Annotated in this window: 26 protein-coding genes; 8 read left to right on the forward strand and 18 right to left on the reverse strand. The window is 67.7% G+C overall.

Going from position 1 to position 26301, the window contains the following annotated elements; genetic code table 11:
- The first annotated feature begins 173 nt into the window (after positions 1–173).
- From B5Y19_RS07620 to B5Y19_RS07645, 7 genes are all read left to right on the forward strand, one after another.
- Positions 174–1661 (forward strand): replicative DNA helicase, encoded by a 1488-nt coding sequence (locus tag B5Y19_RS07620; RefSeq protein WP_055727510.1) that lies wholly within the window; start codon positions 174–176, stop codon positions 1659–1661.
- A complete protein-coding gene (alr, locus tag B5Y19_RS07625) occupies positions 1661–2788 on the forward strand; it encodes an alanine racemase (RefSeq protein ID WP_139384310.1) in 1128 nt (375 codons plus the stop codon). Before B5Y19_RS07620 ends, alr begins: the two co-directional genes overlap by 1 nt.
- A gap of 7 nt (positions 2789–2795) precedes the next feature.
- On the forward strand, positions 2796–3035 hold the full coding sequence (locus B5Y19_RS25625) for a hypothetical protein (RefSeq protein WP_139384295.1): 240 nt from the start codon (positions 2796–2798) through the stop codon (positions 3033–3035).
- On the forward strand, positions 3035–4435 hold the full coding sequence (gene radA / locus B5Y19_RS07630) for a DNA repair protein RadA (RefSeq protein WP_055727508.1): 1401 nt from the start codon (positions 3035–3037) through the stop codon (positions 4433–4435). Before B5Y19_RS25625 ends, radA begins: the two co-directional genes overlap by 1 nt.
- A gap of 106 nt (positions 4436–4541) precedes the next feature.
- Positions 4542–5159, forward strand: a complete 618-nt coding sequence (locus tag B5Y19_RS07635; protein WP_055727507.1) for a CvpA family protein — start codon at positions 4542–4544, stop codon at positions 5157–5159.
- Between the two features lie 40 nt (positions 5160–5199).
- Entirely contained in the window at positions 5200–6672 is a 1473-nt protein-coding gene (purF, locus tag B5Y19_RS07640) for an amidophosphoribosyltransferase (RefSeq protein WP_079591296.1), read from the forward strand.
- 174 nt (positions 6673–6846) lie between these two features.
- Positions 6847–7587 carry an SDR family NAD(P)-dependent oxidoreductase gene (locus B5Y19_RS07645; protein ID WP_055727505.1) on the forward strand — a complete coding sequence of 247 codons (741 nt, stop codon included), beginning with the start codon at positions 6847–6849 and terminating at the stop codon, positions 7585–7587.
- 168 nt (positions 7588–7755) lie between these two features.
- On the opposite strand, the gene B5Y19_RS07650 is transcribed toward B5Y19_RS07645, so the two are convergent.
- The 4 genes from B5Y19_RS07650 to B5Y19_RS07665 form a co-directional block, all read right to left on the reverse strand.
- A complete protein-coding gene (locus B5Y19_RS07650; protein ID WP_055727504.1) occupies positions 7756–8193 on the reverse strand; it encodes an NUDIX hydrolase in 438 nt (145 codons plus the stop codon).
- A 16-nt stretch (positions 8194–8209) separates the two neighbouring features.
- Entirely contained in the window at positions 8210–9307 is a 1098-nt protein-coding gene (locus tag B5Y19_RS07655) for an NAD(P)/FAD-dependent oxidoreductase (RefSeq protein WP_079591298.1), read from the reverse strand.
- A 14-nt stretch (positions 9308–9321) separates the two neighbouring features.
- Positions 9322–10710, reverse strand: coding sequence for a ribosome biogenesis GTPase Der (der, locus tag B5Y19_RS07660; RefSeq protein WP_055727502.1), 1389 nt, complete (start codon positions 10708–10710; stop codon positions 9322–9324).
- 82 nt (positions 10711–10792) lie between these two features.
- Positions 10793–11455 (reverse strand): tetratricopeptide repeat protein, encoded by a 663-nt coding sequence (locus B5Y19_RS07665; protein ID WP_055727501.1) that lies wholly within the window; start codon positions 11453–11455, stop codon positions 10793–10795.
- A 189-nt stretch (positions 11456–11644) separates the two neighbouring features.
- Between B5Y19_RS07665 and B5Y19_RS07670 the strand changes: the two genes are divergently transcribed.
- The gene (locus tag B5Y19_RS07670; RefSeq protein ID WP_055727500.1) at positions 11645–12676 is read left to right on the forward strand and encodes a purine-nucleoside phosphorylase; all 1032 of its coding nucleotides are present in this window, start codon (positions 11645–11647) and stop codon (positions 12674–12676) included.
- A 191-nt stretch (positions 12677–12867) separates the two neighbouring features.
- On the opposite strand, the gene queA is transcribed toward B5Y19_RS07670, so the two are convergent.
- The 14 genes from queA to B5Y19_RS07740 all read right to left on the reverse strand — a co-directional run bounded on the left by queA (position 12868) and on the right by B5Y19_RS07740 (position 26051).
- Positions 12868–13953, reverse strand: coding sequence for a tRNA preQ1(34) S-adenosylmethionine ribosyltransferase-isomerase QueA (queA, locus tag B5Y19_RS07675; protein ID WP_055727499.1), 1086 nt, complete (start codon positions 13951–13953; stop codon positions 12868–12870).
- Between the two features lie 151 nt (positions 13954–14104).
- Entirely contained in the window at positions 14105–14575 is a 471-nt protein-coding gene (locus B5Y19_RS07680) for a peptidylprolyl isomerase (RefSeq protein ID WP_055727498.1), read from the reverse strand.
- Entirely contained in the window at positions 14575–15228 is a 654-nt protein-coding gene (locus tag B5Y19_RS07685; protein ID WP_055727497.1) for a cell envelope integrity protein TolA, read from the reverse strand. The genes B5Y19_RS07680 and B5Y19_RS07685 overlap by 1 nt, the downstream gene beginning before the upstream one ends.
- 23 nt (positions 15229–15251) lie before the next feature.
- Entirely contained in the window at positions 15252–15803 is a 552-nt protein-coding gene (locus B5Y19_RS07690) for a peptidylprolyl isomerase (protein ID WP_055727547.1), read from the reverse strand.
- A gap of 447 nt (positions 15804–16250) precedes the next feature.
- Positions 16251–16481 (reverse strand): DUF1467 family protein, encoded by a 231-nt coding sequence (locus B5Y19_RS07695; protein ID WP_055727496.1) that lies wholly within the window; start codon positions 16479–16481, stop codon positions 16251–16253.
- Complete coding sequence (locus B5Y19_RS07700; RefSeq protein ID WP_055727495.1) at positions 16478–16870, reverse strand: RidA family protein; 393 nt, start codon at positions 16868–16870, stop codon at positions 16478–16480. Before B5Y19_RS07700 ends, B5Y19_RS07695 begins: the two co-directional genes overlap by 4 nt.
- Before the next feature lie 5 nt (positions 16871–16875).
- Positions 16876–17280, reverse strand: coding sequence for a methylmalonyl-CoA epimerase (gene mce / locus B5Y19_RS07705; RefSeq protein ID WP_055727494.1), 405 nt, complete (start codon positions 17278–17280; stop codon positions 16876–16878).
- A 33-nt stretch (positions 17281–17313) separates the two neighbouring features.
- Positions 17314–18984, reverse strand: a complete 1671-nt coding sequence (locus B5Y19_RS07710) for a ribonuclease J (RefSeq protein WP_055727493.1) — start codon at positions 18982–18984, stop codon at positions 17314–17316.
- Positions 18985–19202: 218 nt separating this feature from the next.
- The gene (locus B5Y19_RS07715; protein WP_055727492.1) at positions 19203–19967 is read right to left on the reverse strand and encodes a biotin--[acetyl-CoA-carboxylase] ligase; all 765 of its coding nucleotides are present in this window, start codon (positions 19965–19967) and stop codon (positions 19203–19205) included.
- A 136-nt stretch (positions 19968–20103) separates the two neighbouring features.
- Positions 20104–21531 carry an NADH-quinone oxidoreductase subunit NuoN gene (gene nuoN / locus B5Y19_RS07720; RefSeq protein WP_055727491.1) on the reverse strand — a complete coding sequence of 476 codons (1428 nt, stop codon included), beginning with the start codon at positions 21529–21531 and terminating at the stop codon, positions 20104–20106.
- Between the two features lie 9 nt (positions 21532–21540).
- Positions 21541–23055, reverse strand: a complete 1515-nt coding sequence (locus B5Y19_RS07725) for an NADH-quinone oxidoreductase subunit M (RefSeq protein ID WP_055727490.1) — start codon at positions 23053–23055, stop codon at positions 21541–21543.
- A gap of 4 nt (positions 23056–23059) precedes the next feature.
- Positions 23060–25090 (reverse strand): NADH-quinone oxidoreductase subunit L, encoded by a 2031-nt coding sequence (gene nuoL / locus B5Y19_RS07730; protein WP_079591299.1) that lies wholly within the window; start codon positions 25088–25090, stop codon positions 23060–23062.
- A gap of 29 nt (positions 25091–25119) precedes the next feature.
- The gene (gene nuoK, locus B5Y19_RS07735; protein WP_055727546.1) at positions 25120–25428 is read right to left on the reverse strand and encodes an NADH-quinone oxidoreductase subunit NuoK; all 309 of its coding nucleotides are present in this window, start codon (positions 25426–25428) and stop codon (positions 25120–25122) included.
- Positions 25428–26051: an NADH-quinone oxidoreductase subunit J gene (locus tag B5Y19_RS07740; RefSeq protein ID WP_055727488.1), complete on the reverse strand. Its 624-nt coding sequence runs from the start codon at positions 26049–26051 to the stop codon at positions 25428–25430. The genes nuoK and B5Y19_RS07740 overlap by 1 nt, the downstream gene beginning before the upstream one ends.
- Positions 26052–26301: the final 250 nt, after the last annotated feature.

The raw sequence follows: 26301 nt of genomic DNA on the forward strand, positions 1-26301 counted from the left end.
GCGCCCTTTTCGTTCCGCGCCTGTGAACTGCGTGGATTGGGCATCGCCATGCTGGCAGAAGCTGGCGGAGTGCTAGACTAGGCTATCCCGACTCAGTTGCCGCCATGTGTCTCGCGTCCAGCGGCCAATTGTCGGCTTGAAACGTAAGTCAGCGCTTACCTATCAAGGCAGCCATGGCCACCGCTACCGCCCTCGTCGCCCGCCTCGACAACCACGAGCCGGAATATCGCGTCCAGCCTCACAACATCGAGGCCGAGCAAGCACTGCTGGGCGCGATCCTGGTCAACAACGACGCCTTCTACCGCGTCTCCGACTTCCTGCTGCCGGACCATTTCTTCGAGCCGATCCACCAGCGCGTCTTCGAGCTGACCGGCAGCCTGATCCGCGCCGGCAAGATCGCGACGCCGATCACGCTCAAGACCTTCGTCAACGACCTCGACCTCGGCGAGATCACGCCGAGCCAGTACCTCGCCCGGCTCGCGGCCGAGGCGACGACCGTGATCAACGCCGGCGACTACGGCCGCACGATCTACGACCTCGCCGTGCGCCGGCAGCTCATCGGCGTCGGCGAGGACCTGGTCAACGTCGCCTATGACGCGCCGGTCGAGATGGCGCCGCGCGAGCAGATCGAGGAAGCCGAGCGCAAGCTCTACGAGCTCGCGGAAAAGGGCCGCTACGAGGGCGGCTTCCAGAAATTCGACGGGGCGCTGCGCCTCGCCATCGACATGGCCGCAAGCGCGTATCAGCGCGCCGGCGGCCTCTCCGGCATCTCGACGGGCCTGCGCGACGTCGACCAGCGCATGGGCGGCCTGCAGCGCTCGGACCTGCTCGTGCTCGCCGGCCGCCCCGCCATGGGCAAGACCTCGCTCGCCACCAACATCGCCTTCAACATCGCCAAGGCCTGGCGCGGGGAGCGGCAGGAGGACGGCACGATCAAGACGGTCGACGGCGGCATCGTCGGCTTCTTCTCGCTCGAAATGTCGGCCGACCAGCTCGCGACGCGTATCGTCGCCGAACAGTCGAGCATCTCCTCCTACAAGATCAGGCAGGGCCGCATCACCGAGGGCGACTTCGCCCGGCTGACCGACGTCGCCGCGCAGATCGAGAAGCTGCCGCTCTATATCGACCAGACCGGCGGCATCTCGATCGCCCAGCTGATGGCCCGTGCCCGGCGCCTCAAGCGCCAGAAGGGGCTCGACGTCCTGTTCATCGACTATCTCCAGCTCCTCTCCGGCTCGGCCAAGGCCGGCCAGAACCGCGTGCAGGAGCTGACCGAGATCACCACCAGCCTGAAGGCGCTGGCGAAGGAGCTGAACGTCCCGATCATCGCGCTCTCCCAGCTCTCGCGCCAGGTCGAGAATCGCGACGACAAGCGGCCCCAGCTCTCGGACCTGCGCGAATCCGGCTCGATCGAGCAGGACGCCGACGTGGTGATGTTCGTCTACCGCGAGGAATACTACCTCAAGGGCAAGGAGCCGCGGCCCGGCACCGAAGAGCACAACAAGTGGCAGATCGAAATGGAAGCCGCCCACGGCGTCGCCGAATTGATCATCGGCAAGCAGCGCCATGGTCCGACCGGTGCCGTCGCCCTGCAGTTCGACGCCGACGTGACGCGCTTCTCCGACCGCGCCGACGACCTTCGCCTCCCGGACCGTGAATGATGCCTGCAGATCCGCTCGATCCCGTCGCTCATGGCGCGACCCTGACCATCGACCTCGACGCGCTGGTCGCGAACTGGCGCCTTCTCGGCGAGCGCGCCGGAACCGAGGCGAGCGCCGTCGTCAAGGCGGACGCCTATGGCATCGGCATCGAGCCCGCGGTGACGGCGCTGGCGCGGGCCGGCTGCCGGACCTTCTTCGTCGCTCATGTCTCCGAAGGCATCCGCGCCCGCAAGGTCGCGCCCGAGGCGACGATCTACGTACTCAACGGGCTGCTTCCCGGCAGCTGCGACCGCTATGCCGAGCATGCGCTCTCGCCGGTGCTGGGCTCGCATGAGGAATTGCTCGAATGGGCCTCGTTCCGGCAGACCGGCGCGAAGGTCCGGCCGGCGGCGCTGCATGTCGACACGGCGATGAACCGGCTCGGCCTCTGGGCCGGCGAGGGGCTGAACCTCGCGCGCGAGCGCTCCGGCGTGATCGCGGCGGCGGATATCGGCCTGCTGATGAGCCATTTCGCCTCCTCGGAGGATGAAACCGACCCGGCCAATGCCCGCCAGATCGCTGCCTTCGCCGAGATCGCGGCGGCGCTGCCGGAGATCCCGGCCTCGCTGAAGAACTCCTCGGGCCATTTCCTCAAGGATTGCCCGTCCTATCAGCTCACCCGGCCCGGATACGCCCTCTATGGCGGCAATCCGACGCCCGGCAAGCCCAACCCGATGCGGCCCGTCGTCGGGCTGGAAGCGACGATCATCCAGGTCCGCGAGGTCGAGGCCGGAACCCATGTCGGCTATAACGGCCGCTGGACCGCCAAGGGCAAGCGCCGGCTCGCGACGATCTGCCTCGGCTATGCCGACGGCTATCCGCGCAACGGCAGCTGGACCGACACGACGACCGGCGGCGCGGCGCTGCTCGACGGCGCCCTGTGTCCCTTCGTCGGCACGGTCTCGATGGATCTGATCATCATCGACGTCACCGAAGCCCCTGCGGGCGCGGCCCAGCGTGGAGCGCATGTGACGCTGATCGGCGGCCAGCTCGATCTCGAGGCGGTCGGTGCCGGCGCCAAGACGATCGGCTACGAGATCCTGACCAATCTCGGCCGGCGCTACGCGCGGCGGTATCTGGGGCTTTGAGGCTTTGATGAGCCGCACCGTCATTCCGGGGCATCGCGCAGCGATGAGCCCGGAATCCATGACCACGGCCTTCCCGTCATGGTCGGCCTTGTGCCGACCATCCACGTCTTCGTCGATCGAAGGTGGTGTTCAAGGCGTGGATGCTCGCCACAAGGGCGAGCCTGACGGCGTCTGCAATCCCGTCGCGCTCATGGGTTCCGGGCTCGCGCCTGCGGCGCGCCCCGGAATGACGGCGGAGCTTCGCTGATGGCCAAGCGCGGCCCGACCTATCACTGCCAAGCCTGCGGCGCGGTCTATCACCGCTGGCAGGGCAAGTGCGACGCCTGCGGGACCTGGTCCTCGCTGGTCGAGGACGCGCAGGCCGCGCCCGTTCCGGGCGGCGGCCGCTCCTCCTCCAGCGGGCGGGCCCGCGGCCGCGTCTTCGCGCTGGAATCGCTGAAAGGCGAGACGCAGGATGCGCCGCGCATCGTCTCGGGGATCGGCGAGCTCGACCGCGTCACCGGCGGCGGCTTCGTGCCGGGCTCGGTGCTGCTGATCGGCGGCGACCCCGGCATCGGCAAGTCGACGCTGCTGATGCAGGCCTGCGCGGCGCTGGCCAATGCCGGCAGACGCGTGGTCTACGTCTCGGGCGAGGAATCGACGGGCCAAGTCCGGCTCAGGGCCGAGCGCATGGGGCTGGCCGAGGCGCCGGTCGAGCTGGCGGCCGAGACCAATGTCGAGGACATCGTCGCCACGCTCGGCCAGGGCCAGCGCCCTGCCCTCGTCGTGATCGATTCGATCCAGACCATGTGGTCAGGCGAGGTCGAGAGCGCGCCGGGCACGGTGACACAGGTGCGCGGCTCGGCGCAGGCGCTGATCCGCTATGCCAAGACCAGCGGCGTCTGCCTGATCCTCGTCGGGCACGTCACCAAGGACGGCCAGATCGCCGGCCCGCGCGTGGTCGAGCACATGGTCGACGCCGTGCTCTCCTTCGAGGGCGAAGGCGCCCATGCCTTCCGCGTCCTGCGCGGCCAGAAGAACCGCTTCGGCCCGACCGACGAGATCGGCGTCTTCGAGATGACCGGCAAGGGCCTGTCGGAGGTCACCAACCCCTCGGCGCTCTTCCTCGCCGGCCGCGATCAGCCGGCGCCCGGCGCCGCCGTCTTCGCCGGCATCGAGGGCACGCGGCCCGTCCTGGTCGAGATCCAGGCCCTGGTCGCGCCGACGGCGCTCGGCACGCCGCGGCGCGCCGTGGTCGGCTGGGAGAACAGCCGGCTCGCCATGGTGCTCGCCGTGCTTGAAACGCATGGCGGCCTGCGGCTCGGGCAGCACGATGTCTATCTCAACGTCGCCGGCGGCCTGCGCGTCAACGAGCCGGCAGCAGATGTCGCGGTCGCGGCGGCGCTGGTCTCCTCGCTCAGCGGCGCGACACTGCCGCCGCAAGCAGTCTATTTCGGCGAGATCGCGCTCTCGGGCGCAGTCCGGCCGGTCTCGGTCACGGCGGCGCGGCTGCGCGAGGCGGCGAAGCTCGGCTTCGAGGCCGCGCTGATGCCGTCCGGCGGCGCCGACCATGGCGATGGCGGCGGGCTTAACCTGCGGCGCTTCGGCCATGTCACGGAGCTCGTTGCCGACATCGCGGCCCGCGCGCCCCGCAGAGATGTGAAATGACGTCGCCCGAAGGGTGACGCAGACGCCGGGAACGCGTATAGCAAAGCCGAAACGGCCGCCCGTTCTGCGGCCGGCCGGCACCAGACCACAGCAGAGCGGCCCTCCCATGCCTGTCACCATTCTCGATCTCGTCGTCATCGGCGTGGTTCTGATCTCGGCTTTGCTCGCCGCCGTCCGCGGCTTTACGCGCGAAGTGCTTGCGATCGCCTCCTGGGTTGCTGCCGCGGCAGTGGCCTGGGTGTTCCATCCGCAGCTCCTGCCCTTCGTGAAGCAGTATATCCCGGCAAGCTCGGCGCAGGACACGATCGCGCTGGTCGCAGCGATCGCCGCGCTCTTCCTGGGCACGCTGATCGTCGTCTCGCTGATCACGGCTCGGATTTCCGATTTCGTGCTGGATTCGCGTATCGGCGCGCTCGACCGCACGCTCGGCTTCGTCTTCGGCGCGGCGCGCGGCCTGCTGCTCGCGGTGATCGGCTACCTGTTCTTCGCGGCGCTGGTCGGCAACGAGAAGATGCCGGTCTGGGCCAAGGACGCCAAGGCCAAGCCGATGCTGGAGGAGACCGGCCGCTCGCTGATCTCCATGCTGCCGCAGGACGTCAACGCCGATTTCATCAAGAACCTGCTGAAGAAGCAGAAGCCGGAGGAAGGCACCGAGGCCCCGGCAGAGGAGCCGCGCAGCCCAGCCGCGCCGGCACCGGTTGCGCCGGCCCCTGCCCGTCCCTAATTGAGGCGTAGCTTAGCCGTCACAGCGCGTGGAGCTCGACATGATCTCGCAACCCGAGACTGATACCGCCTTCGATCCCGATGCCGACCGGCTGCGGGAAGAATGCGGTGTCTTCGGCATCTACGGCCATGCCGACGCGGCCGCGCTGACGGCGCTCGGCCTGCACGCGCTCCAGCACCGCGGCCAGGAGGCGACGGGCATCGTCTCCTTCGACGGCAAGCGCTTCCATTCGGAGCGCCGGCTCGGCCTGGTCGGCGACGCCTTCTCTGAAGCGAGCGTCATCGACAAGCTCAAGGGCAAGCAGGCGATCGGCCATGTCCGCTATTCGACGACGGGCGAGACGATCCTGCGCAATGTCCAGCCGCTCTTCGCGGAGCTGCATGGCGGCGGCTTCGCCGTCGCCCATAACGGCAACCTGACCAACGGGCTGACGCTGCGCCGCAATCTGGTGCGCGACGGCGCGATCTACCAGTCCACCTCCGACACCGAGGTGCTGCTGCATCTCGTGGCGCGCAGCCGCAAGCAGAATTTCGTCGACCGCTTCATCGAGGCGATCCGCCAGATCGAGGGCGCCTATGCCTTCGTCGGCATCACCAACAAGAAGCTGATCGGCGCGCGCGACCCGCTCGGCATCCGCCCGCTCGTGCTCGGCGAGCTCGATGGCTGCCCGATCCTGGCCTCGGAGACCTGCGCGCTCGACATCATCGGCGCCAAGTTCGTCCGCGAGATCGAGAACGGCGAGGTCGTGATCATCTCCGACAGCGGCATCGAGAGCCACAAGCCCTTCCCGCCGGCGGCCGAGCGGCCCTGCATCTTCGAGTACATCTATTTCGCCCGGCCCGATTCGATCGTGAAGGGCCGCAGCATCTACGAGCGCCGCAAGGCGATGGGCGCGGTGCTGGCGCAGGAATCGCCGGCCGAGGCCGATGTCGTCGTGCCCGTGCCGGATTCAGGCGTGCCGGCGGCGCTGGGCTATGCCCAGGCGAGCGGCATCCCCTTCGAGCTCGGCATCATCCGCAACCACTATGTCGGCCGCACCTTCATCGAGCCGACGCAGAAGGTCCGCGAGCTCGGCGTCAAGCTGAAGCACTCGGCCAACCGCTCGGTGGTCGAGGGCAAGCGCGTCGTGCTGGTCGACGATTCGATCGTGCGCGGCACGACCTCGTTCAAGATCGTGAAGATGATGCGCGAGGCCGGAGCCCGCGAGGTGCATTTCCGTATCTCCTCGCCGCCGATCACCCATCCCGACTATTACGGCATCGACACGCCCGATCGCGAGAAGCTGCTCGCCGCGACGCATTCGCTCGAGGAGATGCGCCAGTTCGTCGGGGCGGATTCGCTGGCCTTCATCTCGGTCGACGGGCTCTATCGCGCGATGGGGCATGAGCGGCGGGACCCGACGCGGCCGCAGTTCACCGACCACTGCTTCACCGGCGACTACCCGACCTCGCTGACCGACGTGATCGGCGAAAGCGCCAAGCAGCAGATCTCGCTGTTGGCGGAAGCCGGCTGAGCGAAGCTCCATTTCGCAGCCCCCATCCTGAGGAGCGGCTCTTGAGCCGCGTCTCGAAGGATGCTTCAGCTTGCGCGAGGGCCTCCTGGAGCATCCTTCGAGACGCCGCGTGGCGCGGCACCTCGGGATGAGGGCTGCGGGAATTGCCCAAGACGTGCTCGGACAGGATCCGCCATGACCACATCGCTTCAGGGGCGCGTCGCGCTCGTCACCGGCGCCTCGCGCGGCATCGGCCGCGCGGCGGCCCTCGCCTTCGCCCGGGCCGGTGCCCATGTCGTCGCGCTCGCCCGCACCGCCGGGGCGCTGGAGGAGCTTGACGACGAGATCCGTGAGATCGGCGGCAGCGCCACGCTGGTGCCGCTCGACCTCGCCGATGCCGGCGCGCTGGAAAAGCTCGGCCCCGTCGTGATGGAGCGCTGGGGCAAGCTCGACATCCTGCTGGCGAATGCCGGCATCCTCGGCCCGCTCACGCCGCTCGGCCATGCCTCCGAGACCGAATGGGCAAGGGTTCTCGACACCAACGTCACCGCCAATTGGCGGCTGCTCAAATCGCTCGATCCGGCGCTGCGCGCCTCCGATGCCGGTCGTGTCCTGCTGATGTCGTCCGGCGCCGCGCACAAGTGCCTGGCCTATTGGGGGCCGTACTCGATCTCCAAGGCCGCCGTGGAGGCGCTGGGGCGCACCTACGCCGCCGAGACCGCGACCACGCCGGTCAAGGTCATGCTGGTCAATCCCGGACCGCTGCGGACTCGCATGCGGGCCGAGGCGATGCCCGGCGAGGACCCGATGACGCTGAAGACGCCGGAGGATCTGGCGCCGCATCTGGTCAGGCTCGCCTCCCCGGAATGGACCGAGAGCGGCAAGATCTTCGACTTCCCGCAGGGCAAGGTGCTGAGCCCGCAACTGCCGGCCTGAGCCGGCGGCGTCAGGCGCGGCTGACAGGAGCGGCGAGTTCTCGCCCCACGGGTTTGTCTCGCCATTCCAGCCCTCATCCTGAGGAGCCGCGAAGCGGCGTCTCGAAGGATGTTCCAGATATCTCCGGAGCCTCCTGAAGCATCCTTCGAGGCGCGCCTGCGGCGCTCCTCAGGATGAGGGCTCGGATCCAACTCGGAGCCCATGCTCCAGCGCGGCCCGCACCAGCGTGATCAGATCGGGGATGGTGAGGTTCGGCAGCGCCGCCATCTCCTCCAGGCTGAACCAGCGGATCTCGTCATGCTCGTCGACGAGATTGACGGCCGGACCGCCCTCCCAGGCGCTGACGACGTAGATGTGATGGAGCGCGGCGCCGTTGCGCTCCGGAAACCGCTCCGCCTCCGAGAGGACGCGCTCATAGCGGGTCGGCGTCAACCCGACCTCCTCGCGGCATTCGCGGATCAGCGCCCGTTCGAGCGCCTCGCCGGGTTCGACCCGCCCGCCGATCGCATCCCAATGGCCGGGCCATGCCCGCTTCCAGACGGCGCGCAAGCCGAGCAGCACCTTGCGGTCCCGGTCGACGAAGAGGGCGCTCACCGTCTCGAGCATGCGCCCTCCGCGGCCCTCACTCGGCCCGGAGCCAGCGCAACAGCCCGGCCTGATCGCCGGTCTCGACCGCCGCCGCCACGCGCCGGCCGACCGCCGCGCCGAACTTGTAGCCATGGCCGGAGCAGGCCGAGACGGCCGTGACGCGGCCGATCTGCCGCGACAGGAACTTGCGATCCGGGGTGAAGGTGTAGACGCAGGTCACGACGCGCTCGACCCGGTATTCGGCGATACGCGCGAAAGGCGGGGAGAAATAGTCGCGCAACTCCTCGCCCTCGCCCGGCCGCACGTCGCGCTGCTCGTCCGGCCGGCGCGGGCGCTTGTCGATGCCGGCGCCGAACTTCAGCCCGGTGCCGTCGACCGGCGGCAGGACATAGCCGTCGATCGTGCCGCCAACATCGACCATGACCGGCGCCGCCCGCCAGGAGGCCTTGAGATCCTCGGGGGGATCGAGGTAGACGACGGCGGTGCGATAGGTCGTCAGAGCATCGGCAAGCTCCGGCAGCAGCTTCAGCACCCAGGCTCCGGCCGTGACGACGATGCGGTCGAACTCGGCCTGCTCGCCATCGGCCAGGGTGAGCCTGCCGGTCTCCGGCTCGATGGCCGCGACGGCAGCGCCGGCCCGGATCGTCGCGCCGCGCTCGCGCAGCAGCCGCACCAGGTCGGCGGCAATGCGCGCCGGAAACAGCGCCCCGCCCTCCCGGTTGAGATAGGCGTAGCGGATCGCGGAAGCGTCGAGGAAGGGATAGCGCCGGGCGGCCTCGGCCGGCTCATAGAGCTCATAGGGAGAACCGACCCGATCGAGCCCCTGCAGATAGGCGTCGCCCTCGTCATCGGCCGTCTGCGAGACGCCAAGCGCGCCGCAGGGCGCATAGTGGCGCGTGCCGAGATCGGCCCAGAGCTCGTCCCAGGCCTCGAACGCCTCGCTGATGGTGCGGGCATAGCCATCGGCGCTGGCATAGGCGCGGCGGATGATGCGGTGCTGGTCACCCGAGGCGGCGTAGGGGTTGGGTATCTGCGGTGCCTGCTCGAACAGCGTCACCGCATGCCCGCGCTTGTTCAGCGACCAGGCGGTGGACAGCCCCGCGATACCGGCCCCGACGACCGCGATCTGCATCCCCCCTTGCCGCATCAGCCCTTGCGATCCTTGTCATAGGGGTTGTGGCCGCCGCGCCGGTGCAGCCGGATCGGCGTGCCCGGCAGCTCGAAGCCTTCCCGCAAATTGTTCACGAGATAGCGGACATAGGAGATCGGCAGGTGCTCCAGCTGATTGCCGAACAGCGCGAAGGTCGGCGGCCGCGCCTTGGCCTGGGTCATGTAGCGGATCTTGATGCGGCGCCCGGCCACCGCCGGCGGCGGATGGGCCGAGAGCACGCCCTCCAGCCAGCGATTGATGCGCGCCGTCGAGACACGGCGGTTCCAGACCTCATAGGCCGAGAACACCGCCTGCATCAGGCGGTCGATGCCCTCGCCGGCAAGGCCGGAGAGCGGCACGATCGGCACGCCGCGGACCTGCGCCAGCAGATGGTTGGCCTTCTCCTTGAGCTCGGCAAGCAGGCCCTGCTTATCGGCGACGAGGTCCCATTTGTTGAGGCCGATCACGACGGCCCGGCCCTCGCGTTCGGTCAGGTCGACCAACGTCAGATCCTGTTTCTCGAAGGGGATGGTGGCGTCGAGCAGCACCACGACGACCTCGGCGAAGCGGATGGCGCGCAGCGAATCCGCGACAGAAAGCTTCTCCAGCTTCTCCTCGATGCGGGCGCGCTTGCGCATCCCGGCGGTGTCGAAGAGCTTGACCTTGCGGCCGCGCCATTCCCAGTCGACCGAGATGGTGTCGCGGGTGATGCCGGCCTCGGGGCCGGTCAGCAGGCGCTCCTCGCCGATGATGCGGTTCACCAGCGTCGACTTGCCGGCATTCGGGCGGCCGATGATGGTGACGCGCAGGGGCCGGTCGGGGTTGTCGTCCTCCTCGGCGTCCATGGCCGGGACATCCGCCCAGGGATCCTCGTCCTCTTCCTCGGGCTCGTCGGCGATGTAGGGCGCCAGCGCTTCGAGCAGGTCGGCGGTGCCCTCGCCATGCTCGGCCGAGAACGGCACGGGATCGCCGAGGCCGAGCGAATAGGATTCGATGATGCCGTCGGTACCCTTCTTACCCTCGGCCTTGTTGGCGAGCAGGATGACGGGCTTGCCGGAACGGCGCACCAGATCCGCGAAGGGCTGGTCCATCGGCGTCAGGCCGAGGCGCGCATCGATCATGAACACGACGACATCGGCCTGGGCGATCGCCGTCTCGGTCTGGGCGCGCATGCGGCCGGCGAGCGAATCCTTGTCGGCCTCCTCGAGGCCGGCCGTGTCGATGACCTTGAAGCGGAGATGGCCGAGCGTCGCGTCGCCCTCGCGGCGATCGCGCGTCACGCCCGGCCGGTCGTCGACCAGCGCGAGCTTCTTGCCGACCAGCCGGTTGAACAGCGTCGACTTGCCGACATTGGGCCGGCCGATGAGGGCAACGATGGCTGTCATCAGACTTTACATTCCATCGTCACCCCGGTCCGGCGACAGCGCCGAAACGAGATGACGGAAGCGTTGGGAGCGAGGCTCCGGTTCAGTTCTTCACCGTGACGGGGCCGCCGCGAACCAAAGCGAGATAGAGCTCGACGCGCTGGCGCAGGGCCTGCGGCGCCTGCGGATCGGTGATCGCGGCGTCGAACCAGCGGCCGGCATCCTCGAACTGGTTGGCCTTGAGCGCGGCGATGCCGAGGAATTCGCGGGCGGAATGGCGCCAGACGCCTTCAGGCGCGGCCAGCGGCTCCAGCGCCGTCTTGACCTCGGCATAGGGCGAAAGGTCGACACGCAGGATGCCGGCGCGCAGCCTGGCGAGATCGCGATAGAGCTGGCCGAGCGAGGCATCGCCGGCGAGGGCGTCGAAGGCGGCGGCGCCGGCTGCGGCGTCGCGCTTGGCGGTCTCGGCGGCGAGGCGGAACCGGGCGATCTGGCGATAGCCGGCCGGCGCCTGCGCGGCGAGCTCCTTCAGGATCGTCTCGGCCTGGGCTCCGTCGCCGTCACGCGAGGATTTGAGCGCCGCCTCGAGGCGCGCGCCCACGGCCTGCGAGGCCTGATTCTCGCGGTGCAGCCAGAACTGCCAGCCCGCGACGGCCAGCACGGCCAGCACGGCCAGGCCGGTGACGACCCAGCCATGCTTCTTCCAAAGCTCCGCTGCCTTGTCGCGGCGGACTTCCTCATCGATCTCGCGAAAAATATCGGCCATTGGCTGTCAAATTCCCTGTTGGGAGCCCGGTAGCATTTTCAGACCGGGAAGGCGAGCCGGTTCAACGAAGCGTTCGCCGCCGCGCAGATGCGCTATTATGGGGGCGCCCCCGCGCCATGGCAGAAGCGGCACAGCCCTTGCTCCGCCAGAACCGGACGGCCATCGCAATCTGCGGCCGCGGAGAACCCAATGTTTCAGATCACTGCCAAACGGAGCGGCCGCGTCGCTCTCAGCCTCGCCGCCTGCGCTTCCGCCGCGCTGGCACTTCCCGTCGCGGCGGCCGAGCCGACCAAGGTGAAGGTCTTCATCGGCGCGATGTTCGAGATCGGCGAGAATACCGGCGACCGGGCGGGCGAATTCCAGCACTGGTACGAGCGCTACTGGAAGACGAGCCAGCCGCATGCGGTGAAGGGCGCGCTGAAGCCGATCTATTGCAACGACGACGGCGTCTGCGGCGCCGTGCTCGGCATGGGCAAGGTCAACTCCTCCTCCTCGATGCAGGCGATCCTGCTCGACCCGGCCTATGATTTCTCCCAGGCCTATTTCGTGCTCAGCGGCGTCGCCGGCACCCCGCCCTCGCGCGGCACGATAGGCGACGTCTCCTGGGGCAGCTGGCTGGTCGACTACGATCTCGGCCATCGCTGGGCGCCGGAGGAAGGCAAGCCGGGCGAGCCCGTCTTCATGCCGCGCAAGGGCTATGAGAGCTATCGCGTCTTCCAGCTCAACCCGGCGCTGGTGAACTGGGCGGTGAAGCTCGGTTCCGGCACCAACCTGCAGGATTCGGATTCCGCCAGGCAGTACCGCATGCGCTACCCGGACAAGCGCGCGCAGGCCGCGCCTTCCGTGACGGTCGGCACGCATATGACCGGCGACACCTTCTTCCACGGGCCGGGCCTGTCGAAGGAGGCCCAGTACATGGCCAAGCTCTACGGCGCCGACGACTATGTCATCACCGAGATGGAGGCGGCCGCGATCACGCTGGTGATCAAGCGGCAGTTCGGCACCGACCGGGTCCTGAGCCTGCGCGGCGCGGTGAATTTCGACCAGGGCAACCCGAACGAGACGACGCTGCAGCATCTTGATCCGGCGCCCGGCCAAACCGCGGGCGGCTTCGCCGAAACCGTCGCCAATATCGAGGCCGTCGGCTCGCGGGTCGTCGATCACATCACCGCCAACTGGGCGGAATGGCAGAAGGGCGTGCCGCCGCTGCCGGCGAAGTGATCTGCGATTAGCGCGGAACCAACTGCCATTCCGGGGCGCTTCGTGAGGATCGAACCGGAATCGAAGGCGGGAGAGCGTCATTCTCGGGCGAAGCGAAGCGCAGACCCGAGAATCTCCTGCAGAAAGGGGCTCCGGCATCCCGCTGGTCCTAAGATGCTCGGGTCAAGCCCGAGCATGACGGCGGGTGGATGTCAGCCTGCCCTGAACAGCAGGCTGCCGTCGCCGTAGGAATAGAAGCGGTAATTCGCTGCGATCGCATGGGCATAGGCCCGTTTCATCACGTCGAGTCCGCAGAAGGCGGAGACGAGCATGAACAGCGTCGAGCGCGGCAGATGGAAATTCGTCACCAGCAGGTCGACCGCCTTGAAGCGATAGCCCGGCGTGATGAAGATCGCGGTATCGCCCGAGAAGGGCCGGATCGTGCCGTCCTCCGCCGCCGCGCTCTCGATCAGACGCAGCGAGGTGGTGCCGACGCAGACGATCCGCCCGCCCGCAGCCTTCACCGCATTGAGCGCCGCCGCCGTCTCGGCCGAGACCGTGCCCCATTCGGCATGCATGCGATGGGCGTCGGTGTCCTCCGCCTTCACGGGCAGGAAGGTGCCGGCGCCGACATGCAGCGTGACGAAATGGCGAGAGACGCCGCGAGCCTCCAGCGCCGCCAGCAGCTCCGGCGTGAAGTGCAGCCCTGCGGTCGGTGCCGCGACGGCGCCGTCCTTGCGGGCGAAGTTCGTCTGATAATCGGTGGCGTCGGCGCTGTCGGTCGGGCGCTTGCCGGCGATATAGGGCGGCAGGGGCAGCTCGCCGAGCCGCGCGATCGCCTCGTCGAGATAGGCGCTGGTCAGGCTGAAGCGCAGCTCGACCTCGCCGCCCTCGCTCTTGCCGATGACTTCGGCCTGCAGGCGACCGAGCTCGCAGGCGTTGCTGGCGCCTTCCGAGTCGAAGACCACGGTCTCGCCGAGCAAGAGCTTCTTGGCCGGCCGGGCGAAGGCGAGCCAGCGATCCTCGCTCTCGCGCTTGTGCAGCATGATCTCGATGCGGGCCGAGTCCTCGCCGCGATAGCGCCGGCCGCGCAGGCGCGACGGGATCACGCGCGTATCGTTCAGAACAAGCGCATCGCCCGGCTGGAGCAGCGAGACGAGATCGCGGACGCCGCGGTCCTCCAGCGGCTCGGGCGCATCGGGGCGCACCACGAGCAGCCGCGCCGCGTCGCGCGGGCTCACCGGCCTCAGCGCGATGCGCTCCTCGGGCAGGTCAAAATCGAAGAGACCGACATCCATTGCGAAACTCTTCAAAAAACAGCGAGCCCTCATCCCGAGGAACGAGCTGAGCTCGTGTCTCGAAGGATGTTCCAGCGCTCGCTGGAACCGTCCTTCGAGACGCCGCGCAAGCGCGGCTCCTCAGGACGAGGGCTCGCCTTGAGCGAAGTCCTCAGGCCGCGTCGGCCATCACCTTCATCGAGACGATCGAGTCGGGATCGCGCACCGGCTCGCCGCGCTTGATCTTGTCGACGTTGTCCATGCCTTCGACGACCTCGCCCCAGACGGTGTACTGCTTGTCGAGGAAGCGGGCGTCGTCGAAGACGATGAAGAACTGGCTGTTGGCCGAGTTCGGGTTCTGGGCGCGGGCCATGGAGCAGATGCCGCGGACATGCGGCTCGGCGTTGAACTCCTGCTTCAGGTCCGGATAGCTCGAACCGCCGGTGCCGGTGCCGTGCGGACAGCCGACCTGGGCCATGAAGCCGTCGATGACGCGGTGGAAGACGATGCCGTCATAGAAGCCTTCGCGCGCCAGCAGCTTGATGCGCTCGACATGGCCGGGGGCGAGGTCGGGGCGCAACTTGATGACCACGCGGCCCTTGGTGGTTTCCATCACGATGGTGTTTTCGGGATCGAGCGACATCAGCTCTGCCTTTCGTTAGGCGGCACGCGGCCGTGGAACCTTATGGTGAAGGGTCGCCCCGCGATACCCGCTCCGAGGCCCTTCGACAACCTCATAGGCGTGCAGGAGCGCACCGCGGCGACGGCGGAATCGCCGAAGCGCTTCTGAAACTCGGCATCGCCGCGCCGCGTTTCCCAGGTCACGCGCGGCTGGCCGAACAGGCTGCCGTCGCGGCGCAGGCTGAAACGGACCGAGGCCATCGCACCCGTGAGATCGCCCGGCAGCGGCGGCGGAGTCCAGCAGCGGCGCAGGGCCGGCGCGATATCGGCCAGCCTGTCGACGGCCTGCTCGTCCTCCCGCGGCGTTTCCGGCGAGATATCGCCGATGAGGCCGATCTCGCCGCTGCGCCGCAGCACATGCGACGGGTCGACCCGCCGCTGATCCATGCCGGGAATATCGTTGTTGCCGCCCCATGGCCCGCCGATGCCGGGGTTGTAGCGCTGGCCGGTTTCCGGCGGCAGCACCGGGTACTGGAAGCCGGAGGGCGGCGGCAGGACCGGGTTCTGCGAGCCGGAGGGCGGCGGCAGGCCGAGGTCGCGGGTATCCTGAGCAAAGGCGCCGCCGCCGGCGAGGGCCAGGGCGGCGAAGCTGGCGACGAGGGCCGTGCGCAACATGTCCCGGCCCTCCCCGGCCCGGCTCACTTGGCGTCGGAAGCCATCCGCATGCGGACGATCTTGTCGGGATTGCTGACCTGGCCGTTATTGGCGCTGGCCCCCTTCTTGATCTTGCGGGCGGCGTCCATGCCGGAGACGACCTCGCCGAACAGCGTGTACTGGCCGGTCAACGAACCGCAGCCCTCATAGCAGATGAAGAACTGCGAATTGGCCGAATCCGGCGAGGCCGAACGCGCCATGCCGACGGAGCCGACCTTGTAGGGCGTCTGGGAGAACTCGGCGGGCAGGTTCGGCAGGTCGGACTTGCCGGTGCCGGTACCGGTCGGATCGCCCGTCTGGGCCATGAAGCCGTCGATGACGCGGTGGAAGACGATGCCGTCATAGAAACCGCGCTTCACCAGCGTCTTGATCTGCGCGACATGCTTGGGCGCCAGGTCCGGCCGCAGGCGGATCGTGACCGGGCCGTCCTTGGTCTCGAGGATGACGGTGTTCTCCGGGTCGGGCTTCGGGCTCTGGGCCTGGGCGGCACCGAGCGAAGCGACAACGGCAAGGGCGGCGAGCGAGCTGCGCAGCATGAAGATCTCCATGGCCGCCGGCGATCCCGGCGGATGCCGGTCGATAGCTCTATCCTTTGACCGGAACAAGGCGTTCGGGCCGTGCCGGTTGCCGCTGCTGCACCTCACAAGTGCAGCGGAGTCTCATCTTGCAAAAATTCGAGGCTGCTACTGCCTAAACGGATGACAGAGCCGTCACAATCGGCTAGTCCTGACCGCGCTGGGAGCGCTTTGCCAGTCGAAGCGCTGCGGACCAGGTCTCGGGAGGAACAAACGCCCGCCCGCATGTGAGTCGCACGCTTCGAGATGTGCGCCGGTGCAGGGCTCAAAAAAGCGACTACCAAGGCAAGGCGTCCGCCTTGCCTTTTTTCTTGGCCGGTCGCCCGGCGATACTCCGGCGTTCCCAAGAGGCATGCGGCGCCAAGAGGCATGCGGCGCGATGCCCGGCAGCCTCCGGGCGCGCCGCCCTCAGATGTCGTAGGTCACCCAGACATACCAGACGCCGGCGAAGATCACCGCGGCGATGACGGAGGTGATCGCCGCCTTCTTCAGCAATCCCGGCAGGACAGGCGCGCCCGGCTCGGTGCCCTCGATGACCTCGCCGGTCTCATGCTGGCTGCGGATGCCGAAGGGCAACACGGCGAAGAGCGTGATCCACCAGATCACGAAGTAAAGGGCGAGGCCGCCGACGATGTTCATGCGTCCCTCCCCGCGAGCGCGATGCAGGAGAACGCCACCCGCGCCTCGGTCGGCACGCCGAAGCGCGCCGTATGACGGGCTGGCAGCCCGTTCGGGAAATGCTTCACATATTCGGCGTTGCAGGCGGCATAGTCGGCCGGGTCGGTGATCAGCATCGTCATCTGGACGACCTGGTCGAGCCCGCTGCCGGCCTCGGCCAGGATTTCGGCGACGCGGCCGAGGGCGTTGCGCACCTCCTGGGCCGGCGTCTCGCCGCGATGGATGCCGCGCGCCGGGTCGTGCGGCGCCGAATGGCCGGAGACGAAGACCAGCCCGCCAGCGATCGTGGCTGCACTGAAGGGGCGCGTGGATCCGGGCTCGGGCTGCCCGAGGAAAGCGATATCCGTCATCGTCGTCAGGCCTGCTCGAGCTCGACCAGAGTGCCGAGGAAATCTTTGGGGTGGAGGAACAGCACCGGCTTGCCATGGGCGCCGATGCGCGGCTCGCCCGAGCCGAGGACGCGGGCGCCCTGCTGCTTCAGCCGGTCGCGCGCCGCCAGGATGTCGTCGACCTCGTAGCAGATATGGTGGATGCCGCCATCCGGATTGCGTTCGAGGAATTTCGCGATCGGCGAATCGGCGCCGAGCGGCTCGAGCAATTCGATCTTGGTGTTGGGCAATTCGACGAAGACGACGGTGACGCCATGCTCCGGCTCCGGCTGCGGCTGCGAGACGCGCGCGCCGAGCGTGTCGCGGTAGAGCGCCGTCGAGGCGGCGAGATCCTTCACCGCGATGGCGACATGGTTCAGGCGTCCGATCATCTTCGTCTTCTCCAGCGCGGGCTGCAGGCCGTTCTACACCTCGACCACCAGCGCATGCACCAGCGGCTTCTTGCCCCACTCCTCGTTGACGGCGCTGCGCACGCCGCGCTCGAGCGCATTGCGCAGGGCCTCCGGATCGCGGCGGCGCGCCTTGGGAATGCCGTCGAGCAGATCGGAGACGGTATCGGCGACATATTCGTCGAACTCGGTGCCGTCGCGGGTGCGCGGCGGCAGGCCGAGCACCGCGATCTCGGGCTCGCCGGCGATGCCGCCCTTGTCGTCGATCGCGACGGCGATCGAGACGATGCCGGCGAAGGAGAGCCGGCGGCGTTCCTGCACCGTCTTCTCCAGCGCATTCACCAGCAACGAACCGTCCTGGTAGAGCCGACCATGCGGGGCTTCGTCGACCTTGCGGGCGCCCTCGCCCGCGATCGCGACGACGTCGCCGTTGCCGGCACGCAGGACATGCTTCACGCCGAGGCTGCGGGCGAAGCTCTCATGCTCGGCGAGATGCAGGTCCTCGCCATGGGCGGGGATCGCGATCTGCGGCTTCAGCCAGCCATAGAGGCGGGCCAGCTCCTCGCGGCGGGGGTGGCCGGAGACATGGACCAAATGGGTCCGGTCCGTGATGATCTCGATATTGTCGCGGGCGAGCGCGTTCAGGATGTTGCCGACCGACTTCTCGTTGCCCGGGATGGTGCGCGACGAGAAGATCACGCGGTCGCCGGGCGAGAGCGCGATCTCGGGATGGTCGTCGGCAGCGATGCGCGACAGCGCGGCGCGCGGCTCGCCCTGGCTGCCGGTCAGCAGCGCCACGACCTTGTCGCGTGGCAGGTAGCCATAGGCGTCGACCGGCCTGAAGGCCGGGATGCCGTCGAGATAGCCGCATTCGCGGGCGACATCGATGACGCGATCCATCGCCCGGCCGACGACCACGACCTCGCGATCGGCAGCCATCGCGGCCTCGGCGACCGCCCGCAGGCGCGCGACATTCGAGGCGAAGGTGGTGACGGCGACGCGGCCCGGCGCGGAAGCCACGAGTTCCTTGAGCTTGGCGGCGACATCGGCCTCGCTCGGGCTGATGCCGTCGCGCATGACGTTGGTCGAATCGCAGACCAGCGCCAGCACGCCCTCCTCGCCGAGCTCGCGCAAGCGCTTCTCGTCGGTCGGCAGGCCGACGCGCGGGGTCGGATCGATCTTCCAGTCGCCGGTATGGACGACGAGGCCCGCCGGGGTACGGATGGCGAGCGCGTTCGATTCGGGGATCGAATGCGCGACCGGCACATATTCGATGTCGAAGGGGCCGAGCGTGATGCGCCCGCCCTGCGCCACGACATTGATCTCGACATTGGGAGCCCCCGGCTCGGAGAGGCGGCGGGTGGCGAGGAGCCCGGCGGCGAAGCGCGTGCAATAGACCGGCGCGCGCAGGGCCGGCCAGAGCGCGGCGAGCGCGCCGATATGGTCCTCATGGGCGTGGGTGATGACGATGCCGAGGAGGTTTGCCCGCTCCTCGATGATGTAGCGCAGATCCGGCAGGACGATGTCGACGCCCGGAGCCTCGGGCCCGGCGAAGGACAGGCCGCAATCGACCAGGATCCATTTGCGTCTCCCCTCGGGTCCGAAGCCGTAGAGAGCGGCGTTCATGCCGATCTCGCCGAGGCCACCGAGGGGAACGAAAACGAGCTGGTCGGAGGAGCGAGTCACGGGAAGTCCTTGATGGTCGGCAGGCGTTGCAGCCCTAACATGCCGAGCGGTGCGTCTCCATAGGGCGTGCCGATCCATCCGCCGGCAGTAACCCTTCCGTCATTGCGAGGAGCGAAGCGTCGAAACTATCCAGGGGAACCGGGTGAGAGTTTCGCCCCAGTCCCCCTGGCCTGCTTCGCTGCGCTCGCAATGACGGTTTCAGCCCTGGACTGACGGGTTCAGCTCTGAGGAGGAGGGCCGAAGAAGAGATCCCCGGCATCGATCACGCGGCGGCCGGTTTCAGCGTCGAGCTCCAGGCGCCCCGAGGCGTCGAGGCCGGCGAAGCGGCCGGTCAGCGGCCCTTCCGGCAGGCGGATGGTGATGGTCTCGCCGAGGAAGGCGGCGCGTTCGAGCCAGGCGGCGCGTGTCGGTCCGAAGCCGCCCGGCTGGGACCAGATTGCGAAGCGCCGGGCCAAGGCGTCGCTCAGCCCTTCCAGCATCGCCTCGACGCTGGCTTGCGGCGCGGTGGCCTTGAGGAAGGTCGCAGGGTAAGGCGTGTCGGAGGGGCAGGAGGCGATGTTGACGCCGCAGCCGACGATGACGTTGAGCCGCCCTGCCCGGCTGTCGCCCTCAAGCAGCAGGCCCGAGGTCTTGGCGCGGCCGAGCAGCAGGTCGTTCGGCCATTTCAGCTTCAGTTCCGACGCGACCGGGCCGAGGAGTCTGGCGGCGGCATCGTGCAGGGCCAAACCCACGACGAATCCAAGCTGGGGCGCCAGCGCCGGCTCGCAGGGGTCCGTCAGCAGCAGGCTGGCGTAGAGATTGCCGGGCGGCGAGCCCCATTGCCGGCCGTGCCGACCCCTGCCCGCATTCTGGCTGCGGGCGACGATCCAGAGCTTGCCCGGCTCGCCCTGATCGAGTGCGCGACGGGCCTCCTCCATGGTGGAGCCGACCTCGTCGCGGATGATCAGCCGATAGCCGGCAGCGCGGGCAACGTCACCGAGCATGGCAATTGGCCCACGCTGTCATGCTCGCCCCTGCGGCGAGCATCCACATCTTGAACACGAGCTTCGACCAGCGAAGACGTGGATGGTCGGGACAAGCCCGACCATGACGGAAAGGGCGATGCTCGCAGCCTTCCACTTAGAACAGCGACTTCGCCGCCGCCTCGGCCGCATCGAAGAGCGGCGCCGGCAGGAACGAGAGCGCCAGCACGAAGATGGTCGAGAGCAGCAGGACGGTGCGCACGCCGTAATCCGCGGCCTCGAAGGCCGGCTTCGGCTCGTCGAAATACATCACCTTGACCAGGCGCAGATAGTAGTAGGCGCCAACCACGCTGGTGAGCACGCCGACGACGGCCAGCACGTAGAGCTTGGCGTCGATCGCGGCGCTGAAGACGTACCACTTCGCCCAGAAGCCGGCGAGCGGCGGGATGCCGGCGAGCGAGAACATCATCATCGACATCGCAAACGCCATCCAGCCATTGGTGCGGGACAGGCCGGCGAGCTCCGAGATGTCCTCGACCAGCTTGCCGTCGCGGCGCATCATCAGCACGCAGGCGAAGGCAGCCAGCGTCGTGGCGAGATAGATCGCCATATAGGTCATCACGCCGCGCACGCCGTCGGGAGTGCCGGCGGCGAGGCCGACCAGCGCGTAGCCCATGTTCGCGATCGAGGAATAGGCGAGCAGGCGCTTGATGTTGCGCTGGCCGATCGCGGCGAAGGCGCCGAGCGCCATCGAGGCGATCGAGATGAAGACGATGATCTGGCGCCACTCGTGGATCGCGCCCGGGAAGGCTCCGACGAAGACGCGGATCACCATCGCCATGGCGGCCATCTTCGGCGCCGAGGCGAAGAAGGCGGCGACCGGGGTCGGAGCGCCCTCGTAGACGTCCGGCGTCCACATATGGAACGGCACGGCCGAGATCTTGAAGGCGACGCCGGCGGCGATGAAGACGATGCCGAAGATCAGGCCGATGCCGGCATGGCCGCCCTGGGTCGCCGCGGCGATGCCGGTGAAGGTGACGGTGCCGGTGAAGCCATAGACCAGCGAGCCGCCATAGAGCAGCATGCCGGAGGAGAGCGCGCCGAGCACGAAATACTTCAGGCCGGCTTCCGTCGACCTGGCGTTGTCACGGTCGAAGGCGGCGACGACATAGAGCGCCAGCGACTGCAGCTCGAGGCCGACATAGAGGCCGATGAGATCATTGGCCGAGATCATCATCATCATGCCGATGGTGGCGAGCACGACCAGGATCGGGAACTCGAAGCGCATCGCGCCGTCGCGGCGCAGCGTCTCCGCCGAGAGCAGGATGGCCGCGCCGGCGCCGAGCAGAGTCAGCACCTTCATGAAGCGGGCGAAGCCGTCGACGATGAAGCCGTCGTTGAAGGTCAGCAGCTTGCCGCCGGCCGAGACGACGACCGCCAGGGCAACCGCGAGCAGCGCCAAGGCGAGGCCTTCGAGCAGGCGCGTGGCGCGCTCGCCCTGGATCGCGCCGATCAGCACCATCACGATGGCGCCGATGGCGAGGATGATTTCCGGCAGGGCCGGGCCGAGAGCGGGCAGAGCCATGACGAGACCTTACTGCGCGGCCGCCACCGCCGTCTTCGCGACGGCGAGCGCAGCCTGATAGTTCTTGATGAGCGCCTCGGTCGGCGCCGCGAAGGCGTCGAGGATCGTGTGCGGCTGGACGCCGTACCAGATCGTCAGCAGGACGAGCGGGACCAGGATCGCGATCTCACGGCCGTTCAGGTCCTTGATGTCCTTGAGCTCGGGCTTGACCAGCTCGCCGAAGACGACCCGGCGGTAGAGCCAGAGCGCATAGCCCGCCGAGAGGATGACGCCGGAGGTGGCCAGGAAGGCGACCCAGGGATTGGCGCGGAAGGCGCCAAGCAGCGTCAGGAACTCGCCGACGAAGCCCGCGGTGCCGGGAAGGCCGACATTGGCCATGGTGAAAACCATGAACACCACCGCATAGAGCGGCATGCGGTTCACCAGGCCGCCATAGGCGGCGATCTCGCGGGTGTGCATGCGGTCGTAGATCACGCCGACACAGAGGAAGAGCGCGCCGGAGACGAGGCCGTGGCTCATCATCTGGAACATCGCGCCCTGGATGCCCTGCGGCGTCAGGGTGAAGAGGCCCATGGTGACGAAGCCCATATGCGCCACCGAGGAGTAGGCGATCAGCTTCTTGATGTCCTCCTGCATCAGCGCCACCAGCGAGGTGTAGACGATGGCGATGACCGAGAGCGCGAAGACCAGCGGCGCGAAATAGGCCGAGGCCTCCGGGAACATCGGGATCGAGAAGCGGATGAAACCGTAGCCGCCCATCTTCAGCAGGATCGCCGCGAGGATGACCGAGCCGGCGGTCGGCGCCTCGACGTGCGCGTCGGGCAGCCAGGTATGGACCGGCCACATCGGCATCTTCACCGCGAAGGAGGCGAAGAAGGCAATCCAGAGCCACTTCTGCATGCCCGACGGGAACTTGTGCGCCAGCAGCGTCGGAATGTCGGTGGTGCCGGCGTTCCAGTACATCGCCATCACCGCCAGCAGCATCAGCACCGAGCCGAGCAGCGTGTAGAGGAAGAACTTGTAGGAGGCGTAGACGCGCCGCTTGCCGCCCCAGATGCCGATGATCAGGAACATCGGGATCAGGCCGGCCTCGAAGAACACATAGAACAGCACGAGGTCGAGCGCCGCGAAGACGCCGATCATCAGCGTCTCGAGCACGAGGAAGGCGACCATGTACTCGCGCACCCGCTTCTCGACCGAGGTCCAGGAGGCGAGGATGCAGAACGGCATCAGGAAGGCCGTCAGCACGATGAAGGGGAAGGAGAAGCCGTCGACGCCGAGCTTGAACCTGATCGCGTCCGAGACCCAGCCATGGGTCTCGACCAGCTGGAAGCCGGGATTGGACGTGTCGAACCGGCCCCAGGCGACGCAGGCGAGCGCGAAGGTCAGCAGCGTCGTGACCAGCGCCACCCAGCGGGCGTTGGAGCTGACCGAAGCCTCGTCGCCGCGCTGAACCAGGATGAAGGCGGCGCCGACCAGCGGCAGAACCAGAAGACCGGTGAGGATACCGAAACCGAAGGACATCATCTCACCCGCGGGTCACAAGATACCAGGTCACCAGCCCAGCGACGCCGATCAGCATGGCGAAGGCATAGTGATAGAGATAGCCGGTCTGCAGCCGGACCACCCGGTTGGTCACGTCGACCACGCGGGCCGAGACGCCATCCGGCCCGAAGCCGTCGATGATCAGGCCATCGCCCTTCTTCCAGAGGAAGCGGCCGAGCCACTTCGCCGGGCGCACGAACAGGAAGTCGTAGAGCTCGTCGAAGTACCACTTGTTGAGCAGGAACCGGTACAGCGCCGGGTTCGCAGCCGCGAGCCTGCCAGGAATGTCCGGCCGGCGGACATACATCCAGTAGGCGAGCAGGAAGCCGATCACCATCGCCACGAAGGGCGACAGGATCACCCATTTCGGGACCTCATGCATGGCATGGAGGATGTGATTGTCCTTGCCCATGAACAGGGCCGACTTCCAGAAATGCTCGAAGTCGTGGCCGATGAACGCCTCCTTGAAGGCGAAGCCGGCCGCGATCGCGCCGATCGAGAGCAGGACGAGAGGCAGCAGCATCGTCCAGGGACTCTCATGCGGGGTGTGGTCATGGCCGTGGTCGTCGTGGCCGTGATCATCGTGAGCATGGGCGGCGTGCGCATGGTCGTCATGGCCTTGGTGAGCATGGCCGTGGCCCCAGCGCGGCGTGCCCTCGAAGGTCATGAAGTAGAGCCGCCAGGAATAGAACGAGGTCATGCAGGCCGCGACCACCAGCAGCACGAAGGCGTAGGAGCTGGCGAAGCCGCCGGTCGCCACCGAGGCGTAGGCGCTCTCGATGATGGCGTCCTTCGAGAAGAAGCCGGCGAAGCCGAAGATCGTGCCGGGGATGCCGACGCCGGTCAGCGCCAGCGTGCCGATCGTCATCGCCGCCGCGGTCAGCGGGATGTGCTTCCTGAGGCCGCCCATATGGCGCATGTCCTGCTCGTGATGCATCGCGTGGATGACCGAGCCGGCGCCCAAGAAGAGCAGCGCCTTGAAGAAGGCGTGGGTGAAGAGGTGGAAGATGCCGGCGCCGTAGTTGCCGACGCCGAGCGCGACGAACATGTAGCCGAGCTGCGAGCAGGTCGAATAGGCGATGACGCGCTTGATGTCGTTCTGCACCAGGCCGACCGTGGCGGCGAAGAAGGCCGTCGTGGCGCCGACGACGACCACCACCGTCAGCGCGACGGGGGCGTATTCGAAGACGGGCGACAGACGCGCCACCATGAAGACGCCGGCGGTGACCATGGTCGCCGCATGGATGAGGGCCGAGACCGGGGTCGGGCCTTCCATGGCGTCCGGCAGCCAGGTGTGCAGCAGGAACTGCGCGGACTTGCCCATGGCGCCCATGAAGAGCAGCAGGCAGGTCAGCGTCAGCGCGTTCCAGTCATAGCCGAGGAAGCGGAAGCTGGTGTTCACGAACTCGCCGGCGCGCGGGAAGATCGCGTCGAAGGTGACGGCGCCGAACAGGACGAAGATCAGGAAGATGCCGAGCAGGAAGCCGAAATCGCCGACGCGGTTGACCACGAAGGCCTTGATCGCCGCGGCATTGGCCGAGGGCTTCTGGTACCAGAAGCCGATCAGCAGATAGGAAGCAAGGCCGACGCCTTCCCAGCCGAAGAACATCTGGACGAGGTTGTCGGCCGTCACCAGCATCAGCATCGCGAAGGTGAAGAGCGACAGATAGGCGAAGAAGCGCGGCCGGTGCGGATCCTCGTGCATGTAGCCGATCGAGTAGAGGTGCACGAGCGACGAGACGGTGTTGACGACGACCAGCATCACCGCGGTCAGCGTGTCGATCCGGAAGGCCCAGTCGGCCTGGAGCTGGCCCGAGGAGATCCAGTTCGCGACCTGGATGCGCGTGGTGCCGGAGCCGAAGCCGACCTGCGCCAGGGCGATCCAGGAGAGGACGGCGGAGACGAAGAGCAGCGAGGTCGTGACGATCTCGGAGCCGCGCGCGCCGATCAGTCGGCCGAGAAGGCCGGCGATCAGGAAGCCGATCAGGGGGAGGAAGACGATCGCGTGATACATGGTCGTGAGGTCCAGGCGCTCGGGTGCGCTCAGCCTTTCATCATGTTGATGTCTTCCACCGCGATGGTGCCGCGGTTGCGGAAGTAGACGACGAGGATGGCGAGGCCGATCGCGGCCTCGGCCGCCGCCACCGTGAGCACGAGCAGCGCGAAGACCTGGCCGACGATGTCGTTCAGGAAGCTCGAGAAGGCGACGAAGTTGATGTTGACCGAGAGCAGGATGAGCTCGATCGACATCAGGATGACGATGACGTTCTTGCGGTTGATGAAGATGCCGAGCACGCCGAGCGTGAACAGGATGGCGCTGACCGCGAGATAGTGGCCCAGTCCGATCATCATCATGCCATCTCCTCGGGAACGCCGGCGCGCGAGGGCACCTGCTTGACCTCCATCGCCGCGTCCCTGGTGCGGGCGTTCTGGGTCGGGACGTGCTGGCGCTTGATGCCCTTCCGCTCGCGCAGCGTGAGCACGATGGCACCGATCATCGCGACGAGCAGCACGAGGCCGGCCGCCTGGAAGTAGTAGACATACTGCGTGTAGAGCACGCGGCCGAGCGCCTCGGTGTTCGAGATATTCGCGGGAATCGCCGCGACAGGCGCCTTGACCAGCTGCGGATCGATGACCCAGGTGCCGACGACCAGCAGCAGCTCTACCGCGAAGATGAAGCCGATCAGCGCGCCGATCGGCAGGTAGTTCAGGAAGCCCTGGCGGAACTCGGCGAAGTCGACGTCGAGCATCATCACCACGAAGAGGAAGAGCACCGCGACCGCGCCGACATAGACCACGACCAGCAGCATCGCGAGGAACTCGGCGCCGAGCAGCACGAAGAGCCCGGCCGCGTTGACGAAGGTCAGGATCAGGAACAGCACCGAATGCACGGGATTGCGCGAGGTCACCACCATGAAGGCGGACGCCACGGTGATGCCTGCGAAGAGATAGAAGAAAGCCGCTGCGGCATTCATCTCGGCCAGCCCTTCCCGCCCCTTTTCGGCGCGGTCCTCGTTTGGTTCGTGCCCCGGGACTCAAAAGGTCCGGGACAATTTGGAGCGTCTATAATCAGGCCCGCCGGGCGGGACAACCGCACGGCGGGTCTGGTCTCATTCGGAGGGCGTCATTCTCGGGCGGAGCGAAGCGCAGGCCCGGGAACCTCAGGACCAGAGGGCTCTGGTCGAAGAGATGCTCGGGGCAAGCCCGAGCATGACGGCAACTGGT

Source organism: Allobosea thiooxidans (assembly GCF_900168195.1).
Taxonomy (GTDB): Bacteria; Pseudomonadota; Alphaproteobacteria; order Rhizobiales; family Beijerinckiaceae; genus Allobosea; species Allobosea thiooxidans.